The sequence below is a fragment of the Bacteroidota bacterium genome (assembly GCA_016706255.1).
Lineage (GTDB): Bacteria > Bacteroidota > Bacteroidia > Chitinophagales > BACL12 > UBA7236.
Window position 1 is genome coordinate 224,052 of record JADJJZ010000001.1, and the last position, 17,136, is coordinate 241,187.

Here is a 17,136-nt window from a genome sequence, read left to right on the forward strand (position 1 = left end):
TGGTTCGTCGGGGGACGCAACCATGAGGGGGAGGAATTAATGTGATTATTCGATGGGATTGAAATTATTAGCACTATATTTCATTCGCAACTCCGCCATCAACACATGGTTGGTCTGGGGACGCAACCATGAGGAGGAGGAATGAAAGTGATTATTCGAAGTGAGTTACAGGGTTGCTTCGTAGGTATTGCTATCGAAGAAAAAAAGTAATTGGTAAAGCACCACCTATCATTCGAAGCTCACCCATTGGTTGTGTCCCCTGACCAACCAATGGGCGCAACCATGAGGAGGAGGAATTAATGTGATTATTCGAAGTGAGTTACAGGGTTGCTTCGTAGGTATTACTATCGAAGGAAAAAAGTAAATTATTTACTCAAAATTTTACAGTATTTCTCAAGTAAGCAGGCAATGTAACCGTATATGAGAGGTATGGAAGAATTGGCACCCATTCAACATAAGAAGGTCCGGCATACATGATACCAATATCTGCTGTAAAAACTCGTTCATTGATACGCAAACCGCCTAAAAAATAAAATTCATTTTCGACAATGCCAAAAGCGTTTTCGGATATTATCCATAGGTGTTTTTTTATTCTTACCATTCCCGATAAGCTGCCATATGGATGTGTGTCATCACCGGAAATTAATCCGCCAGTAATGGTAATATTATTATTTGTATTACCGAGTCCGATATTTAAATAACTTAAAAACTGAGGTGGTAAACTTGAGCCTGCAAGTTGATAATAATTGCCTCCACCGCCGACATAAACCAATTCATCGAGTTTAAATGTGAATTTAGTATTTAGGTAATACAAATAATCATAACCATAATTTTTTTCAGGATTTACAACATTTTGAAAACCTGCACCCAATGAAATATTTTTAGTTAATCCATAATTAAAAGAATTAAAAAACAGATACGATTGTTTTACATTTATATCTCCTTTTGCTAAAGGCAAACCGCTTGGCTGAAAAAAATAATTACCGGGAAGTGGGTTTGGATACCAATGTTCTCCTTTAATTATATTAGCAGCATCAATTGGTTCAATCCAGCGAATTAAATCTTTATTTATGGTATCCTGTTTTCCGTTTAACGAAATGGCAACAATATTTTCTGAATTAATTTGAACAATATTGCCAATAATAAACTTTTTATGAAATAAATGCACTTCATATAATTGATTACTATCCACCTGACTGAACAGGTTAAATGCTGAGCCAGAAAATATTATTAGGAAGTATAGTTTTAAGGTGTTCATGGTAATGGGTTTGGATGGGAATATAAAATTAATAAATATAATCCGAATGGTCGGTCTGGGGACGCAACCATTCGGAGGAATTAATGTGATTATTCGTAGTGATTGAAATTGTTAGCACAAAATATCATTTGCAGCTCCGCCATCGACACATGGTTGGTCTGGGGACGCAACCATGTGGAGCTGCAATTATTGGGATGATTCGAAGTGAGTTACAGGGTTGCTTCGAAGGTATTGCTATCGAAGAAAAAAAGTAATTGGTAAAGCACCACCTATCATTCGAAGCTCACCCATTGGTTGTGTCCCCAGACCAACCAATGAGGACGCGGCCAGCATTCAACAAATTAACAGCAAACGATATTCACCATCATCTTCAATCGGTGCCCGATGTATACAAGGTAATGCCTGACTATTAGGATGATCCACTGCTAAGCGACAAATATGTCCCAGCGGAATTTTTTCGATTTGAGCGTTGGGTAAGGCTGCGAAATGTAAGTCGTAAAATTGTTCTGTTAAATATGTTTCGAAGGCGACTTCTGAGCCGGCAAAATTATTTTTTAGCTGTTCGCGAATTTCGGGGATAAGTATTTTTTGGATGCTTTGTGCATTGGGTAATATTTCAGTGGTTGCACCATAATAAGTGCATAAAAAAGTATCCACAGGTATTGGCGAACGGTCGATATGAAATGAATATACATCGGTTGGGAAAATATTTTCATCAGTATCTCTGTCGTATTGTTTTATAATATTTAATGTTGGCGCTGCACCATATTCGGAAAGTAATTCAAAGTCGTTTAAAATTATATTTCGTGCAAGTTCACCTGCGGCACTTAATTTAATACTGCGTAATAATTCCGGCTCAATAACGGTGATGTTTTCAGGGGAAACACATTGCTGAATTATTTCATTAAAATCACCAATGAATGCACGTTCCCAGCATACTACATTTGCGCTGCCTTTAAGTGGAGTTGTTACTAAATCGTTGAAATTGGTGCCGCGTTGGATCATTGCTATGAATACTTTTAGTTTAACGCTGTGTTATCACCGCTGTCTGTTACTTTATATTTTGCTATCGTTGAAAAACTCTTGTCAAACGAATTAATTTTTACGCATATAGACAACTCTTTTCCGGCCGGTTTGTGCGATATTGTGAAGGTATCATTTTCTTTTTTAAAATAGTGCCAATTGTCATCATCAACCAATGCGATTTCTTCTGCATAGTCGGATTGAATTTCAAATTTTATTTCACTTTGCCGAGTTAAATTTAATGCATATGGAACCTGAATCACCTTAATTGGGAATTCGTAACTATAAATTTCAACGAACTCTTTTGCTTTCCCCGACATTACATCATTATAGATGATATCCGGGTTGAAACCAAATTTGAAAAACGATACTGGTATAAATGGCATCGTTTGATATTTATCTAAGGTAATTGAACCACCTGTCAGTTGCCACTCAGGTTGTTCAGGCAGATGCGTAAAAATAAATGCTTTCGGATTTACATTAAACCAATAGGGTTCAAACTTTAAAGTGCTAACCAACTTCCCATTCTTTTGTGTCCCGGAACCGCTGCCCCAAGTTGGGTCAAACAAAAGCCATTTATTGTCAACTTTAATTGCATTCCAAGCATGATTGGTTTCGTCAATCTTTTTTCCGATGCTGTAACTGTAACCTTTTGCATAACCCACTATTTTTTCCGCTTCAAATCCTGCGGCTTCACATAATGCTTTAAAAATATTGCTATAACCCTCACAAACTGCTTTTTTGTTTACCAGAACATTATCTGCCGAATAATCGGGGTAGTTCCCAGAATTGAAAGCGTCATCGTCATAACTTACATGTGTCGCAACCCACGTAAATATCACCCTTACTTTTTCTAAGTCATTTTTTGCAGGCTTAATAAGATATGCCGCAAGTGTTTCAATGTCCTGCTCATTTTGCTTTGGGGTTTTTCTTGCATATTCGTCAAGTGACGCATAAGCGCCCGGCTTTAGTGATTTAGGGGTTTTCTTTTGGGTGGACTTTTTCTCTATTATTACAGGAGGAGTTTGGGTTTGTGTAGTCAATGTATCTGCACTTTGCTCCTCTTTTGGCAACAACTCCACCACAAAGTTTCTAAACTCCTCATTTGTGTTATAGTAATAATAAGCTCCTGCACCAACCAGCGCTAAAAAAAAGAGTATAGATATAAATCGTCTCATTGATTTTAAAATTTACAATTAAAGGGGTTGCATCTAACAGCAGACCAGGTAACAAATAAGTTTGTTATTTAGCCTCTTCAAAACTACCAAATAATTCGAAAAGGTCGAACTACTTTTTAAAAAATAACCATCCTCCCCCCTGCCTTATCATGCGTTATTAGGGATGATTCATACCTGTCCGTTCCTTTATGATATTAGCAAAGGTTTTGTAGCCCATAATATGTTCATGAATCATTACATTAGTATGAGGTGTTTCAATTTTCATTGATGAAGCTAATATCGAATGAGAAATCCGCTCAACTTCACTCCAATGAATTTTCCTTTTTTTACCAGTCCAGCTAATGACCTCAATTGTTTCGTCATCGTATATCACTTTATGATTAGTAAATAGTAACAAAGTATTAAATCCACCAAAACCGATAAGCGCACCGAATAATCCAAAAAGTATAAACTCAGTATTGTTTATGTCACTTTTGTTATCAAAAAGTAAAACATAAATAGTTAAAGCAAATAATGAAAATAGTCCTATTGAAACCAAGATGTAAATTTTTGGCATTTCAAGAATTACGTATCCACTTTTTCGCCGGTTTCGCCTTGTTTAAATAGTATGTAAGTGCTTTCGATGCAATTATGGCTATTAATCCAACAAGAATGTATCGAAACACGTCCATACTCAATGACATTTTTTAGTATTTAACATTCGGCAATCAAAGTCAATTCAAAAATACCAAATAATCCTAAAAGTAGTAATAGCTATGATGCAGACTATGCCGGTATTTTTATTGTGACCCGAGCTACGTTTGGACATTGTCCAGTTTACAACTTTATAATTCGCCTTAGTCTTTTTTCACGTTATTATCAATTGGCTTTGTCTTACTACTTTCTTCATCCCGCTTATCCAGTTCAGGCGTCGCCGAAATTCGGGAGAGAAAAAAAATAGTCCCCTTCCCTTTCCATTTTTTTGTTGCCCAATAGATACCAATAACAAGCCCAATACATGCTACAATTACTCCGATGATTAATCTAGAATTTGATGGATTTGGGAAATAAATTATTGCTCCAATTCCAAGTCCAATTAGTAGTGGTGAGATAACAATCTGCAGCCATCCAAATACTTCAGTAATAAATTCAAATACTTTGAAAATTCCGAAGTTGTTGTTATTGGTGTCTTTTTTATCTTTTGGCATAAAATAAATTTCGTTGTGTTCAATAATAATTTGGGGGGCATGCCGCATTACAATTTTTCCTTCGTTTCACAATACTGCTGCGGCACCGTGCTTTTCGCTCCAAATCCTCTCCCGCTGAAAAAGCGGGCTGCGGGTTTTCCGCTGCAATCACTTGCCCGGGTTGGGTGGTAGTATGGCATCTTTCCTGTCCGAGCAGGGTTCTCGCGACCAATAATAAATAATTTAATCCCGCGAAACCCTGCGACTTTGGGACACGAAAAATTCGATTTAAATAACTCACAACTCCGAATGACGCAGGGTTAGGCCGGTATTTTATTTTTTTATTATGGCCGGAACCCTGCTTGGACTGGATGGTTCAAATGAGTTATTCGATGAAAACCTTTTTGTCAAAACGATTTCCATCAATTAATAATGATACCAAATATATTCCTGTCGGGTAATTCTGCATATCTATTTTATCGTTAGCAATAAGCAATTCGTCTTTTATTAATTCCTTACCGGTAATATCTGAAATAATTAGTTGTAGTTCTGTAATTTCATTTAGATGTAGATAAATTATTTTGTTAAAGCTATATACGACTGCTCCGATTTCATTTTGCGTTTCGTTTATTCCGCTAATCAGTTCTCCTGCATAAAGTCCCGTTCCACATTCGGCGTTATAGGCATAATCTTTTATATGAATGGTTTCGACCGAATCTGTAAATGAGCAACGCATCCAACCGTAATGAATACACGCTGCTTCATCAATAAATTTAATACCAAGATAACGATCTTCATCTGGAATTTCATTCCATAAACCAGAGTGATAAGTCCAAGGCCCAATTGGTAAAGCCGAAGTGTATGAAACCTCTTGGCGCTTCCCTGCCATATTGAAAAAACCAGTATTAAATGGTGCAGATTCATTAATATGAAACCCAGTTGAAAGTGTAAAGGCGATTTGTGTTGGTATTCCAATAATAGAGTTGCCTGTATAACTCGTTCCTACTTCCCAAATTTTTAATAAGTGAGCACTAAAAAAATAGGAATCGAATGTGTAAAAAGTCTCCTTCAAAATTCTAAAATCCTGAGTGCCATTATTATCTATATCAAAATTCACTTCACCATAATCGCAAACTACATCCGGTTCTAAGTCTACATAAATTACCTGCGCATCTGAAATATTACTAAATAAAATGAATACTCCTGCTGCTGCGGAGTATTCATTTATTAAGTATTTATTTCGTTTCATGATTATTCTGTTTTAATTAATTGCTTTGTTATATCTATGCCGACAACTCATTTAACGTTTTTAGGCTTGGCTAACGTGGTGATTTTCACTACAAATATAGATACAGGAAACCAAACTTTGATTAACCACAAATGTAATTTTTTAGTAATTATCATATTCTATCAACGGGTTAAAATTTTGATATCTTATATAACCAGCCTTGTTTGTTTTGTCTGCTTTAATTATTTTTTCGTTGCCGTTTTTATCGTAAGTCTTTACTGTTAAACCATCCGACAATTCAACACTTGCAAACATTTTTAAACTATCACCAGCTATGTTAAGAAATATTGTTGAACATCCACCATAAACTAAAAACGCATCAATACAGTCAAGTTTTTTGTTATAAAGCATATTTGGATAGTCCTCTGAATTGACGATTGATACTAGGTTTTTGTTTTGATTATCATAAATAAAAAGTCGTCTTACTTCGTTCGCACCACGAGCAGCAGTGCCTGAAATAAAAGTAATGTCATTAAAATTATCATTATTAAAATCTGAAATAACAGGCTCAAACCCCATTATAGCGGTGGTTTCATAACTATAAGTATTTGTATTCATCCAATATTCCGGGTCTTTAGTTGTATTACTTCCTTTTATATAAAACTTAATTATTACAAAAATGTCGTCATAAACTCGATGTTTTATTAGTTCAACTTTGCATTTTCCTTTTACACCGATATTTAAACTGTCAACAAAGGTTTCGATAATTGCTGTTTTAGCGGTATCTACATTTTGATTGGCAACAAAAGGGTTGTCACCTAATGGTATTTCACTGTTTTTTATTTCTGTTGTGTCAGCCTTGGCAATTTGTTGCTTGGGCTCTTGGTTTGGTTTACAAGAGAGGAAAATTGTAAGTAGTAGAATTGGGATTTGTCTCAATTGATTTCGTTTATTAAAATTGTGAATAATATTTTTGGGAGTGCCGATGGTAGGGTGTTGCATCACTAAACTCTATATGAAGAACAGTACTTCCTCTATATACAAATATGTTTGTGGAGAAAAGCACCGCCACTTTCGCAACCCTATTGTTGTAGACAATGTTTTTTTCATTTGTCAGTCGGATAAAATGATTTTGTTACTTCAATTTCCCCGACAATGTTGTTGTTAAACTCATCAAGTTGCTCAGCCGGAATCCAAAGTTCATTATGAATATGTCCACCCACGTTTTGCACATCAAATTGTTTTAAGTAGTCCGTTTTAACTGCAAATTTTGTCACGAACCCCGCTCCTGATGCAGCAACATTCCAGTCTCTTGCAATTTGTATTGCATATTCTTCATTCATTACCGGATAAAAAATAGGTTGCTCGGGAAGTCGTGGTGGAAACTTTTTCCAGCCTGACTGCTCAATCAAAGCTAGTTCTTTCGGGCCAACTGGTCGATATAGTGTTGTTGTCATATTATTTATTTGTGCGCCATTTGGTCAATCTTGTTTTCCATTTAAATATTTGTTGTTTAAAAGCTCCAATTAATTTTAGTTATCACTACCATCATGGCGCAACCGCTAATATGAGATTGTGAAAAAATTCTCCAACAATATAGCCCATTCAAAACTACTAAATAATCCTAAATGCAGTAATAACATTGACGCAGCGTTACACCGGTATTGTATTTATTATGCAGCCGAAACCTGCCTTGCACAGATAATATTATTTTGGGGGCATGCCGCATTACAATTTTCCTTCGATTCACAATCCTGCTGCGGCACCGTGCTTTTCGCTCCAAATCCTCTCCCGCTGAAAAAGCGGGCTGCGGGTTTTCCGCTGCAATCACTTGCCCGGGTGGGTGCAGGTATGACAACACTAAATTATAATCGAAGAATGGTTTTAGTGAGGTAAACGTCCCATTCTTAGAACTTCGATACAATAGAATTTTTAATTATTTTATTATCGTTTTTCGAGCACATTTACTACACCACCAATATTCTGAATCTTCCTTTTTCATTAACAACCTATAAGCATAATTACAATCCGGACATGTTGATTCAAAAGATTCGTCTTCCAATGCATGATAACCACATATAGAACAATTCCAAATAGTTAATGAAGTGATTTCATGATCTACAGACCAAAAGAATCCTATTTCTTTACAATTTGGGCATTTATGCAGAGACATAATATTTTGTGTTTAGCATCATTGAGTATAAATTCAAAGTGTAAAAAAACTCGTTTTTAAATTTAACCTTTTCAAAACTACCAAATAATTTATTTAACATGTAATACCTTTTGAAACATACCAGAGATGGGTTTTATAACACTTCTAAATATTCCGGTGTACCTGGGCCCTTTGTTACGTGAATGTTCTGCTTTAATGAAAGTTTTATTGGATGTATTTTAAATGCATTTGCAGTATGCGAATATTAGAAAATTTATAGCCTATGAATAATCGGCAGGCCTTAAAAGGACCGAAACTGAATGTTTCATTTGATTTAAAATTGAATTTTTAAAAATTAATCGGTTGTGCATCAGCTACAGATATTGGCATCTGGCCTTCTCAGTTGGCTGTATAGCGAAACAATTATTCATAGTTATTTCCAAATTTTCATACGTTTTTCTATTTCTGCAACTAATTGTTGATTATTCCGAAAAATAAAATTTGTAACTACAAGCTGATTTAGTTTGTTTACTGCTTCTTTCTTAGTTAAAACAGATGTTTCTACTAATTTATCAAATATCCAAATCATACCGTGATATTCAATGTACTTGTTTTTTGCGCAATTTCTAACTGTTTTATCACTGCTCAAAACACAAGCATTTATTTTGTTGGCAATGTGCAGAACTGATTTGTCTGTTTCTGATAGTGATTTGGGGTAGTCTTCCGAGTAAATTTCTATGAAATCCTTTTCCTGTAAATTATGAACTATAAGCCTATCCACAGACTGATAAGCCTTAAGAACTTGCTGTTGTTCGGGGTATAACTCAAAATATACTGCGGAAGTAGTATGTATTTCTATTTCAAGATTAAAAAATGAAGCTACAAGATCTAAATCATATAGGTCTATAAAGATACAGGCATCCGTGACAGCAATTTTTAATTTCATAGCCCGAACAAATATTTGACATAAAAATATGATAATTAAAACATTGGTTGATGCTCTTTCTTAAATTCTGCCAAAGATTGATTTGACAATGAAGCTGCTTTGGACATTGAAATTTGGTCTTCTATGAGTGCTCTAAATAAAAGTTGTTCAAAACGATTGCTTTCTTCCACTCCCTTATATTCTACAGGTTCATCTACCTTCCAATTCAGTTGCTTGATTAAAAAGAAAAACTGCTTGGTGTAATGGTCATTAATGATTCCACAATCTTTAGCTCTCATAACAACTGCCTGCATAGAAATGCCATATTGTTTTTTGATAATACCTAACTCATTTATTGAAAGTTTATTTCTGTGATTGCCCAATTCAGTTTTAATAGTTTCTTCGGGTAATAACATTGCTCCTGCAAACTGATGACACAAAGTTTCTTTTTGCCGTTCGGTTACATCGCCAAATTCTAATAGCAAGTGTGCTAACTCGTGTAAAAGTGTAAAACGTATTCTGTCAGGCTTGTTTATCTTATTGGCATTATATGCCACAACAGGGATAATTTCGTTTACAAAGGTTTGCAAACCATCAAAATCATCATTAACTCTCAAATCAATAACTTTAATATTATTGTCCTCTAAGAGTTCAACAACATTGAAAATTGCTCCATTTCCTAAATTCCAATCTGATCTGATTTTTTTTGCTGCTTCGTTTACGTGCTCGTAAGCAGTAATTTTTCCGATACCATTTAATGGGTTTTTAAAATCGACTGATAAACCTAAAATTTCTTCTAATTCTAAATATCGTGATAGTTTTTCTTTAGTAATTTCTTTAATTATAGAAGCTTCTCGTTGAGGCATCTTACTTAGCTTACGAAATTCTACTCCACTTAATTCCACTTTAGTAGTTCGGAAAAAGTAATCGGGATTTACATTCAGAGCTTTACTCATTGCGTTGATTTTTTCAGCATCGGGAATTACTTCCCCTTTCTCGTAACGGTGTAATGCTTGACGAGACAACTGATTATCCAAGGCGTCAGCTAAGTCTTGCAATGAAAATCCTTTCATCAAACGAGCTGACTTAAATCTTTCGGCAAATACAGCATTTATTCCCATTGTTTGTTTAAATTATGGTACAAAGGTAGTGATTATTAGTTTACAAACAAGCAAAATAACTGCCATTATTTCCAAAAATATGTAACTATGCCATTTTTTCATACAGTTAAAATACCAATATACTGACATTTTTACCGAATTTGGAAAAAAACTGACAGTTGACAATAGTCGATTGACACATTTGTTATTTGGCATACACTTTGTAACTTTGTAGCCGGATGCAAATGACTGCACCCATAACTTTTAAATATTTTAATAAATGGGAAAAAATCAACACGTAGTGCCCCACGGTAGAGATTGGGCTGTAAAAGGTGCCGGTAATGACAAGAGCACAAAAATTACACCAACACAGAAACAGGCTATTGACATAGCACGAGAGATTGCCAAAAATCAGCAATCAGAATTGGTAGTTCACAATAAAGAAGGAAAAATTAGGACCAAAGACAGTTTTGGAAATGACCCACGAAACATTAAAGGATAACATTATGAACAGAAAATTTTACTTAGACACCTTGCGGCCTGCTGACCGTTTAGTAATTCCTAAAAGTGGTTGGAGGCTGGTTCAGCATCACGCCATTTATCTTGGTAAAGACAACAACGGTAACAGGTTATACATTGAAAACGCTATCGGCAAAGGTGTTCAAATTGTAAGCGAAGCCTACCTTTTTAGGGGTGGCAATGAATTGACAAGAGTTGAACGATTTACAGGAAATCAACAACAACGAAATGCTGCTGTGAAGTTTGCGTTGCAACTCAAAGGCAAACAGTATGATTTACTCTATTTCAACTGCGAACATTATGCAAATACTGTACAACATAGAAAAACCCACAGTAATCAAGTCAGCAACGGACTTGTGTTAGGATTGTTCGCTTTGGTTCTTGGCATTGGACTTTCAAAATAACAATAGTTATGAGTAGTATTAGTATAACTGAAAAAATTGAAACGCTTAAACATACAATGGATAGATACGACCATTACTATGATAGCGTAAATAATAAGGCGAACGTGTTTTTAACACTCAACACTTTTTTATTGGGTGGTATTGTTACTGGGTATTACACAATAAAAGATCAAATTGATTGTGGTTTTGACATACACTTTTTTGTATGGGCGGGCTTAATTCTGTGCTTACTAAGCATTGCCTTTTCATTATGGGCAACTGTCCCATATTTAAGTAAGCAAGCGGATAGCGTATATGGGTCAGTAATTTACTTCGGAAACGTTGCCAATATTTCATTTCAAAGCTTTAAACAGATTTACAGTGAAATGACTGATGAAAAGCGGTATGAAGATTACCTTCAACAAGTGCATTTATTGGCTTTAGGGCTTCAAAATAAATTTCACAGGTTGAAATTAGCAACCTATTTAATAGGTGGGTGCTTTATCTGTATCATAATAATTGGATTTAAAATTTTAAATTAAAAAGATGAATAATAAACTTTACAAAAACTATGTAGATGATATTGCCCACTACTTGAAACAAGAAAAGAAAGGTAATCTTTCAAAAGGACTTGGTAGCGTTCGTTTAAATGAAAGTTTTTCTAGCACGCCAACAATGCTTTGGCAAGACAAAACCAAAAGCGAAGCGAATTTTAGAAGTCTTAGCGCGTTAAGTTCTGTAACAGGATATACTGTTAAGTATGAAGAAAAATTGGGTGCACATCCAAGTTTTAGCCATTTAAAGAACAGTGATAAAAGTGAATACCACTATATCGTATCTATGTTTATTGACGTAAGAAACTCAACAGGGTTATTCAAAAAGTATGAACCTGATGTTGTTGCCAACATTTGTCGAACTATACAACTTGCAGCTATTCATACTTGCTGGTATTTTGATGGTTACATACATAGATTGCAAGGTGATGGTTTGATGGTATATTTTGGTGGAAAAGGAATAACTAAACAAGCTGCCGTAGATAATGCGTTAATGGCTGCCTCTTTTGTTAGTTATTTCGTAAAAAACGATTTGAAAAACTTGTTTGACGAACAAGGTGTAAACCGAATTTACACAAGGATAGGTATTGACTTTGGCGAAGCTGCTGCTACACTTTGGCATAATGCGGGTATCGGTGAATGTAGTGAAGTAACCACTACAAGTTTACACACAAGTTTGGCTTGTAAAATGCAGGCACAAGCTGAAAGCAACGGCATCGTTGCTGGGGATAATGTTTTGCCATTTAAACCACAACACAGTGATTATTTCACTTACAAAAAATACAAGCATAACGGCGGTGAACATAATTATGTTTATGAAATAGCCGAGGAAAATTTACGATACAAACAACACGATTTTAATTGGGAACGATACTTAAAAAATCACCCGTCTATTGACGAATCTGCTGATGGAAATTTGACTTTTAGAGGTATGCCTATATTACCAAATACGCAAGTACAGCAAAACATAAATCATTTACAACAAAATGTTATTTACTATAAACCTTACCTCAAATAGAAGTTTCCAAATAAGGAATTTTGAAGAAGATAAAATTGCCACATTAAAAGCTAATAAAGGATTAAGATATGTTGGCAAGGTAAAGGACTTTTTTAAGTTTAGTGGCAATTTTTATCTTACTAATCCGCAAGGTGATTTAATTGAAAGCTTTGAAATCGTTATTTTGATTGGTAAAGCATATCCAAATGTTTTTCCTATTGTAGTATTGATAGATGATAAAATTGAAAAAAATGAAGATAACCACATGAGCGTTGATGGAATTATTTGCTTTGAACACGACTATATAACTAATGCAATCTCCAAAAGCGGATTAAGGTTATATGATTTTGCAAATTATTATCTACCAAAATACTTTTCTTGGGTATTGGTAAAGAAATATGGCGCTGCGCAAAATTTACAGGAATGGGCACATGGTGATGAGGGCACAAAGCAATTTTATGAAACTCTTTTGGGAACAACCAATAAAAATACTGTTCGTTTGTTTTTAGAAAACTATTGTAAGGCACCAAAAATAAATCGTAATGATAAATGTTTTTGCGGAAATGAAAAAAAATTAAAACATTGCCATTTAGAAGCGGCATATTATTTAAAAGCTACTTCAAAACAAAACATTTCAAAAGATATAGCTTTATTTGCAATAAGTATTAATCCTTCTGACAATTAAGGGTTTTTCACCTTTTAAATTCCTGCTGGGGCTTTTAATCCAATACCCTCGTTATTTCATAAGCTGACGTTCCGCCGCTCCGGCATTCGCGAAGTTCGGAAATTATTATTTTCTGGTAAAGATAAAAATTCTTACAAAACTTGAACTTACCACCTATTGTTTCAGCTATATTGATTAGCATGTTTTCAATATTAATCCAAATTATGGCAATACCGTAAAACAAGCGAGGGATTTATTTACAACATGGAACAGGATCAACATTAATGTCAACTTTCAAATAAGGCGATATAACCATTTAAAAGGAATAAGAACCGACAGCAAAGGTTATGATAAAAAAACGTATCGCAGTAGTGAAACGGATTGCAAAAATTGTCCGCTAAGAAAAAGTTGTGCCGGAGAAAAAACAAAGTTTAAAAAACTTGATGACACAGTCGATAAACCATATTACGACCGGATGCATGAACGTATGCAAACCGAGTATGCAAAAACGATGGTGCGTATAAGGAGCAAAACAGTAGAACCTGTGCTAGGAACATTACTCAATTTTATGGGTATGCGTAGAGTGAACACGCGCGGCATAAATAAAGCAAATAAGCATGTGTTAATGGCATCCCTATGTTACAATCTGAAAAAATATTTAAAGTTTATTCGCTTAAGTTGTGCAACAGTAACCCTTGTTATGGGCATGCCCTTCTTTTTCTGCAGTCCAATTGTCGTGTTTGTATGGGTCAACTGTATGCATTGTCCGCTTATCTAAAAATATAAAGACAACCTCTTATGTTAGTAATTCTGTAGCCACGTCAGATTTAATGTTTCCAACCACAAAGGCATCTTTATTCAAAACTCTAAATTCAATCGTTGTCCATATGTCAATGATTACAGATGTCTTGATTAACAGTAATGCTTCGGCATCTGTTAAAACTGTTCCGTCTTCGGTTGTAGTCCACTTAGTTCTGTTCTCACTCAGTTTTCTTTGAGCTTCGGCATCTTCTACTTGAAAAACCTCAACTGTTAATTCGTTCTCAAACCAGTTTTCATTCGTCTTGTAAAGCATTTTAAATGCCTGTTGGAAATTGCAGATTAGAATTCTGCTTTTAAGAAAATCACTGAATGAGCTGTAAATAGGAATTCCATCAAATGTTCCAATCAGGAAAAAAGCCAAGTCGTTATCAGGTTGCGGCTCATTTAGTTTTGAAACAAATCTTTTGCTGTCCAACAAATCTTTGTCTCTATAACCGTATTCGGGTGCAAGTAAAATTAAATCGGGCTGAAAGCTTTTCTTTTCAAGCTCTTTTAAACCAGCATCAAGTATCTGCAAAGCATTTGTACCATTTACTTTATTGAATTCGCCTTGGAGTATTGTGCTAAAAAAATAATTGTCTTCCCATCTGCCTGTTTGCCCTCCGATTTGGTCAATGCCATACATGTGCTGATTGTTTTCTTTGGTGAACATCATTTTCGCTTTCTCAAAAACTGTTCGCTGCCCGATGCGTTTCAATTCAACCTCCTGACCAGTTACATCCTCTGAATTCCCAAACTGTTTAAACATTCTGTGCATTCTTGCTTGTGACTTCCATGCTTTGCCGATGATGTTTTTAAAATCGGTAATGAATGGTTGATGTAGCGGTGCAATTGCAACTGCTCTGTCCTTATCGTTAATGCTTTTTCTTTTCACTAGTTCAAAATCCTTAAGAATGTCTTTTGAATTTGATTGGAGGTCCTCAATCCCATTTTTATTCAATAATTTTTTCCATTTCGCAAAATTCTTTTCAAAGTATTCAGCAGTTCGTTTTAGCTCATCAAAGAGAAATTTTGCTTGGCTTATTTCCTCAGCATCCAATTCATTGAGATTAAAGAATACTTTCTTTTCCCTTATCTGGTCAGCCATGAATCCGAAAGTCATCCAATCGTAAGGTTGCGGTGGTGAATAAACTTTTCCTGAATGCCTTTCCATGAAATCCCATTCACTCCAACCCATGTAGAAGTTGCTTGCGTTTCCACGGAAAAATAAAATGTCATTAACCAAATCTTCCGAGTCAGCGTAAGGAATATTTAAGTGTTTGAGGAACTCCGTTGCAACATCTTCTTTTATTTTATTTACTCGGTAGAGGTAATAAATCCAATACTTTATTCCAAGCAATACATGCCTTTTGTAATCGTCAAACGATTTTACAATTTTGTATTCTTCTTTTTTCGTTTTAATAATTTCATCTTTGCTTCCATCAGCATTTTCCCTTTCCAAATTTTTTATTTCCCATTTCAAATCAAAATAATTTCCATATCCAACATCTGAAATTTGTTCATACTCGTCCATTGCAAATTTGAATTGAGCAATATCCCCGTTCTGAACAATGTAATAGAGTAATCTGCTGAATCCTTCAAATGCGCTGTAGTAAAACCGATTTATGATTTTGCGTTCTTCAATCTCCTTACTTCGTCTCCCAGCAAAAGCAATATCAAACCATATAACTTCTTTCAAGTGAATTGCGGCCTGCTCCGAACAGAACAAATGAAGATCAGTGAGCGAAGGTTTTTGTTTTGCTTTTTTATAAGAAACGCTATAGAAGTAAGAAAAGAAAAAGATGTATTTCCGAAAATGATTAAGTGATTGGTAGCGAACGCTTGTCTGTAATACATGGCGGACAAAACTTTTTAATACACGAAAGGTTTCAGCATTATTGATGTTAATTGATTTATCAATTGCTTTCCAAACATTTGAATCAATGCCGTCTGTAATGTCTGTATCATCTCCAAATAATCTCATTTCTGATGTTGCATTTGGTATTCGTAAAGTTTTGTTAAAGTATCAAGTAATGACTCAAGGTTTCTATATTTTCCCTGTTCACTATACTCTTCTAATTTTTCATCAAAGTACTTTCTCATTTCATCAGTGTCTTTTGGCTTTTTAGGCTTCTGTTTAACAACAATGCTGAACCTTAGAATCAGTTTATCAAGCCAGGAATTCTTTTTAGCCTTATCCCAAATGAAATCATTGGCATTATTAGCGCTCATTTCCAAATTCAGCTTTCTATAAAAAAGTTTTTCTGCCTTTCTTTTCTTTTTGAAAAACCAAGAAACTCTTTTTAAGTTTAAATCGTGAATCAGTTTTTCTTTAGATTGCTTCTGCGAAATTTCTTCTTGCGATACTTCCGTGAATTCAATTTTTGGACTTCCACCATCCCATGCTTCTGCCCAGTCAAATTCTTTTGCATTGTTTGTATTCATCAAAGCGATGAATTCCTCGCTGCTGTACTTCCGCAAAAGAATTTGTTTGGTGTTTTCTCTTGCCTCTTTCATCAATTCGTCTTCAATTATTTTGGCAATGTATTTATCATTGGAAAAATTAAACACCGCACGAAACAGGAATGCAATTAAAAAAAGGATGAGTAATGCAAGATAGGTTCCTGCCATAACAACTCTTGTAAATTCAAAAGATGGAAGCGAATCACGCAATGTTGAAGCTGCTATAAAACAAGCGATAGTGCTAAGTGTTAAATAAATTATAGGATACAATAATGATTTTTTGAAAAGCAATCTGTAAACAAGGGCAGATTTAACAGCAAGATTGTTAAGTATGAAACCAACTACTACCAATGTAATACTAATGATGGTGGCAATGTTTGCTGTTCGTTGGTCAACAATGTAAACTGCAGTTTCTGATTTGATGTCAATAATATTAAGCACTGAGATATCGATAAAAGGACTTATGATGAAAATCAGAAGGACACCCAAAAAAACAAACCAACCGTTTTTACTTTCAGAGATAAAACCTAGAAACCACCTCCATCCCGATTTATGTATGGGGTCAAATAAATCTCTGTGCCTCTTTTTCATTTGAGAAATGACACGATGTCTTAGCCAATTTCTATTTGCTCGGAACGGATTCATTTTTTACTTTGTATGTTTGTCCACTGGTCAAACTGGTTGTCCTCTATTTTTTTCTTGTCAGTCTGCACAAGCTGCATTGT

18 protein-coding genes are annotated in these 17,136 nt (G+C 35.0%); 6 read left to right on the forward strand and 12 right to left on the reverse strand.

What is annotated here, in order from left to right; translation table 11 throughout:
• Positions 1–373: 373 nt before the first annotated feature.
• The 10 genes from IPI65_00990 to IPI65_01035 all read right to left on the reverse strand — a co-directional run bounded on the left by IPI65_00990 (position 374) and on the right by IPI65_01035 (position 10,051).
• Positions 374–1,258, reverse strand: a complete 885-nt coding sequence (locus IPI65_00990) for a hypothetical protein (protein ID MBK7440137.1) — start codon at positions 1,256–1,258, stop codon at positions 374–376.
• Between the two features lie 333 nt (positions 1,259–1,591).
• Positions 1,592–2,263: a hypothetical protein gene (locus IPI65_00995; protein MBK7440138.1), complete on the reverse strand. Its 672-nt coding sequence runs from the start codon at positions 2,261–2,263 to the stop codon at positions 1,592–1,594.
• 14 nt (positions 2,264–2,277) lie between these two features.
• Positions 2,278–3,459: a hypothetical protein gene (locus IPI65_01000; protein MBK7440139.1), complete on the reverse strand. Its 1,182-nt coding sequence runs from the start codon at positions 3,457–3,459 to the stop codon at positions 2,278–2,280.
• A 157-nt stretch (positions 3,460–3,616) separates the two neighbouring features.
• Positions 3,617–4,015 (reverse strand): hypothetical protein, encoded by a 399-nt coding sequence (locus tag IPI65_01005; GenBank protein ID MBK7440140.1) that lies wholly within the window; start codon positions 4,013–4,015, stop codon positions 3,617–3,619.
• A 280-nt stretch (positions 4,016–4,295) separates the two neighbouring features.
• Positions 4,296–4,646 carry a hypothetical protein gene (locus IPI65_01010; GenBank protein ID MBK7440141.1) on the reverse strand — a complete coding sequence of 117 codons (351 nt, stop codon included), beginning with the start codon at positions 4,644–4,646 and terminating at the stop codon, positions 4,296–4,298.
• Between the two features lie 364 nt (positions 4,647–5,010).
• Positions 5,011–5,874 carry a T9SS type A sorting domain-containing protein gene (locus IPI65_01015; protein MBK7440142.1) on the reverse strand — a complete coding sequence of 288 codons (864 nt, stop codon included), beginning with the start codon at positions 5,872–5,874 and terminating at the stop codon, positions 5,011–5,013.
• Between the two features lie 141 nt (positions 5,875–6,015).
• Positions 6,016–6,792, reverse strand: coding sequence for a hypothetical protein (locus tag IPI65_01020; GenBank protein ID MBK7440143.1), 777 nt, complete (start codon positions 6,790–6,792; stop codon positions 6,016–6,018).
• A gap of 167 nt (positions 6,793–6,959) precedes the next feature.
• On the reverse strand, positions 6,960–7,310 hold the full coding sequence (locus IPI65_01025) for a hypothetical protein (protein MBK7440144.1): 351 nt from the start codon (positions 7,308–7,310) through the stop codon (positions 6,960–6,962).
• Between the two features lie 1,128 nt (positions 7,311–8,438).
• Positions 8,439–8,951, reverse strand: coding sequence for a hypothetical protein (locus tag IPI65_01030; protein MBK7440145.1), 513 nt, complete (start codon positions 8,949–8,951; stop codon positions 8,439–8,441).
• A gap of 35 nt (positions 8,952–8,986) precedes the next feature.
• Complete coding sequence (locus tag IPI65_01035; GenBank protein ID MBK7440146.1) at positions 8,987–10,051, reverse strand: ImmA/IrrE family metallo-endopeptidase; 1,065 nt, start codon at positions 10,049–10,051, stop codon at positions 8,987–8,989.
• Between the two features lie 259 nt (positions 10,052–10,310).
• Here IPI65_01035 and IPI65_01040 point away from each other — a divergent pair, with 259 nt between their 5' ends.
• From IPI65_01040 to IPI65_01065, 6 genes are all read left to right on the forward strand, one after another.
• On the forward strand, positions 10,311–10,532 hold the full coding sequence (locus IPI65_01040; protein MBK7440147.1) for a DUF2188 domain-containing protein: 222 nt from the start codon (positions 10,311–10,313) through the stop codon (positions 10,530–10,532).
• A 4-nt stretch (positions 10,533–10,536) separates the two neighbouring features.
• Complete coding sequence (locus IPI65_01045; GenBank protein MBK7440148.1) at positions 10,537–10,953, forward strand: hypothetical protein; 417 nt, start codon at positions 10,537–10,539, stop codon at positions 10,951–10,953.
• Between the two features lie 8 nt (positions 10,954–10,961).
• Entirely contained in the window at positions 10,962–11,474 is a 513-nt protein-coding gene (locus tag IPI65_01050; protein ID MBK7440149.1) for a hypothetical protein, read from the forward strand.
• A 4-nt stretch (positions 11,475–11,478) separates the two neighbouring features.
• The gene (locus IPI65_01055; protein MBK7440150.1) at positions 11,479–12,504 is read left to right on the forward strand and encodes a hypothetical protein; all 1,026 of its coding nucleotides are present in this window, start codon (positions 11,479–11,481) and stop codon (positions 12,502–12,504) included.
• On the forward strand, positions 12,473–13,168 hold the full coding sequence (locus IPI65_01060; protein MBK7440151.1) for a hypothetical protein: 696 nt from the start codon (positions 12,473–12,475) through the stop codon (positions 13,166–13,168). The genes IPI65_01055 and IPI65_01060 overlap by 32 nt, the downstream gene beginning before the upstream one ends.
• Before the next feature lie 190 nt (positions 13,169–13,358).
• On the forward strand, positions 13,359–13,925 hold the full coding sequence (locus tag IPI65_01065; protein MBK7440152.1) for a transposase: 567 nt from the start codon (positions 13,359–13,361) through the stop codon (positions 13,923–13,925).
• 18 nt (positions 13,926–13,943) lie between these two features.
• On the opposite strand, the gene IPI65_01070 is transcribed toward IPI65_01065, so the two are convergent.
• The gene (locus tag IPI65_01070; protein MBK7440153.1) at positions 13,944–15,932 is read right to left on the reverse strand and encodes a hypothetical protein; all 1,989 of its coding nucleotides are present in this window, start codon (positions 15,930–15,932) and stop codon (positions 13,944–13,946) included.
• On the reverse strand, positions 15,929–17,056 hold the full coding sequence (locus IPI65_01075; GenBank protein MBK7440154.1) for a hypothetical protein: 1,128 nt from the start codon (positions 17,054–17,056) through the stop codon (positions 15,929–15,931). The genes IPI65_01070 and IPI65_01075 overlap by 4 nt, the downstream gene beginning before the upstream one ends.
• Positions 17,057–17,136: the final 80 nt, after the last annotated feature.

Coding starts and splice junctions, on each gene's coding strand:
- IPI65_01070 (MBK7440153.1), bottom strand. CDS start 15,932: ATGAGATTATTTGGAGATGATACAGACATTACAGACGGCATTGATTCA.
- IPI65_01025 (MBK7440144.1), bottom strand. CDS start 7,310: ATGACAACAACACTATATCGACCAGTTGGCCCGAAAGAACTAGCTTTG.
- IPI65_01005 (MBK7440140.1), bottom strand. CDS start 4,015: ATGCCAAAAATTTACATCTTGGTTTCAATAGGACTATTTTCATTATTT.
- IPI65_01010 (MBK7440141.1), bottom strand. CDS start 4,646: ATGCCAAAAGATAAAAAAGACACCAATAACAACAACTTCGGAATTTTC.
- IPI65_01075 (MBK7440154.1), bottom strand. CDS start 17,056: ATGAATCCGTTCCGAGCAAATAGAAATTGGCTAAGACATCGTGTCATT.
- IPI65_01030 (MBK7440145.1), bottom strand. CDS start 8,951: ATGAAATTAAAAATTGCTGTCACGGATGCCTGTATCTTTATAGACCTA.
- IPI65_01050 (MBK7440149.1), top strand. CDS start 10,962: ATGAGTAGTATTAGTATAACTGAAAAAATTGAAACGCTTAAACATACA.
- IPI65_01055 (MBK7440150.1), top strand. CDS start 11,479: ATGAATAATAAACTTTACAAAAACTATGTAGATGATATTGCCCACTAC.
- IPI65_01060 (MBK7440151.1), top strand. CDS start 12,473: ATGTTATTTACTATAAACCTTACCTCAAATAGAAGTTTCCAAATAAGG.
- IPI65_01035 (MBK7440146.1), bottom strand. CDS start 10,051: ATGGGAATAAATGCTGTATTTGCCGAAAGATTTAAGTCAGCTCGTTTG.
- IPI65_00990 (MBK7440137.1), bottom strand. CDS start 1,258: ATGAACACCTTAAAACTATACTTCCTAATAATATTTTCTGGCTCAGCA.
- IPI65_00995 (MBK7440138.1), bottom strand. CDS start 2,263: ATGATCCAACGCGGCACCAATTTCAACGATTTAGTAACAACTCCACTT.
- IPI65_01040 (MBK7440147.1), top strand. CDS start 10,311: ATGGGAAAAAATCAACACGTAGTGCCCCACGGTAGAGATTGGGCTGTA.
- IPI65_01045 (MBK7440148.1), top strand. CDS start 10,537: ATGAACAGAAAATTTTACTTAGACACCTTGCGGCCTGCTGACCGTTTA.
- IPI65_01000 (MBK7440139.1), bottom strand. CDS start 3,459: ATGAGACGATTTATATCTATACTCTTTTTTTTAGCGCTGGTTGGTGCA.
- IPI65_01015 (MBK7440142.1), bottom strand. CDS start 5,874: ATGAAACGAAATAAATACTTAATAAATGAATACTCCGCAGCAGCAGGA.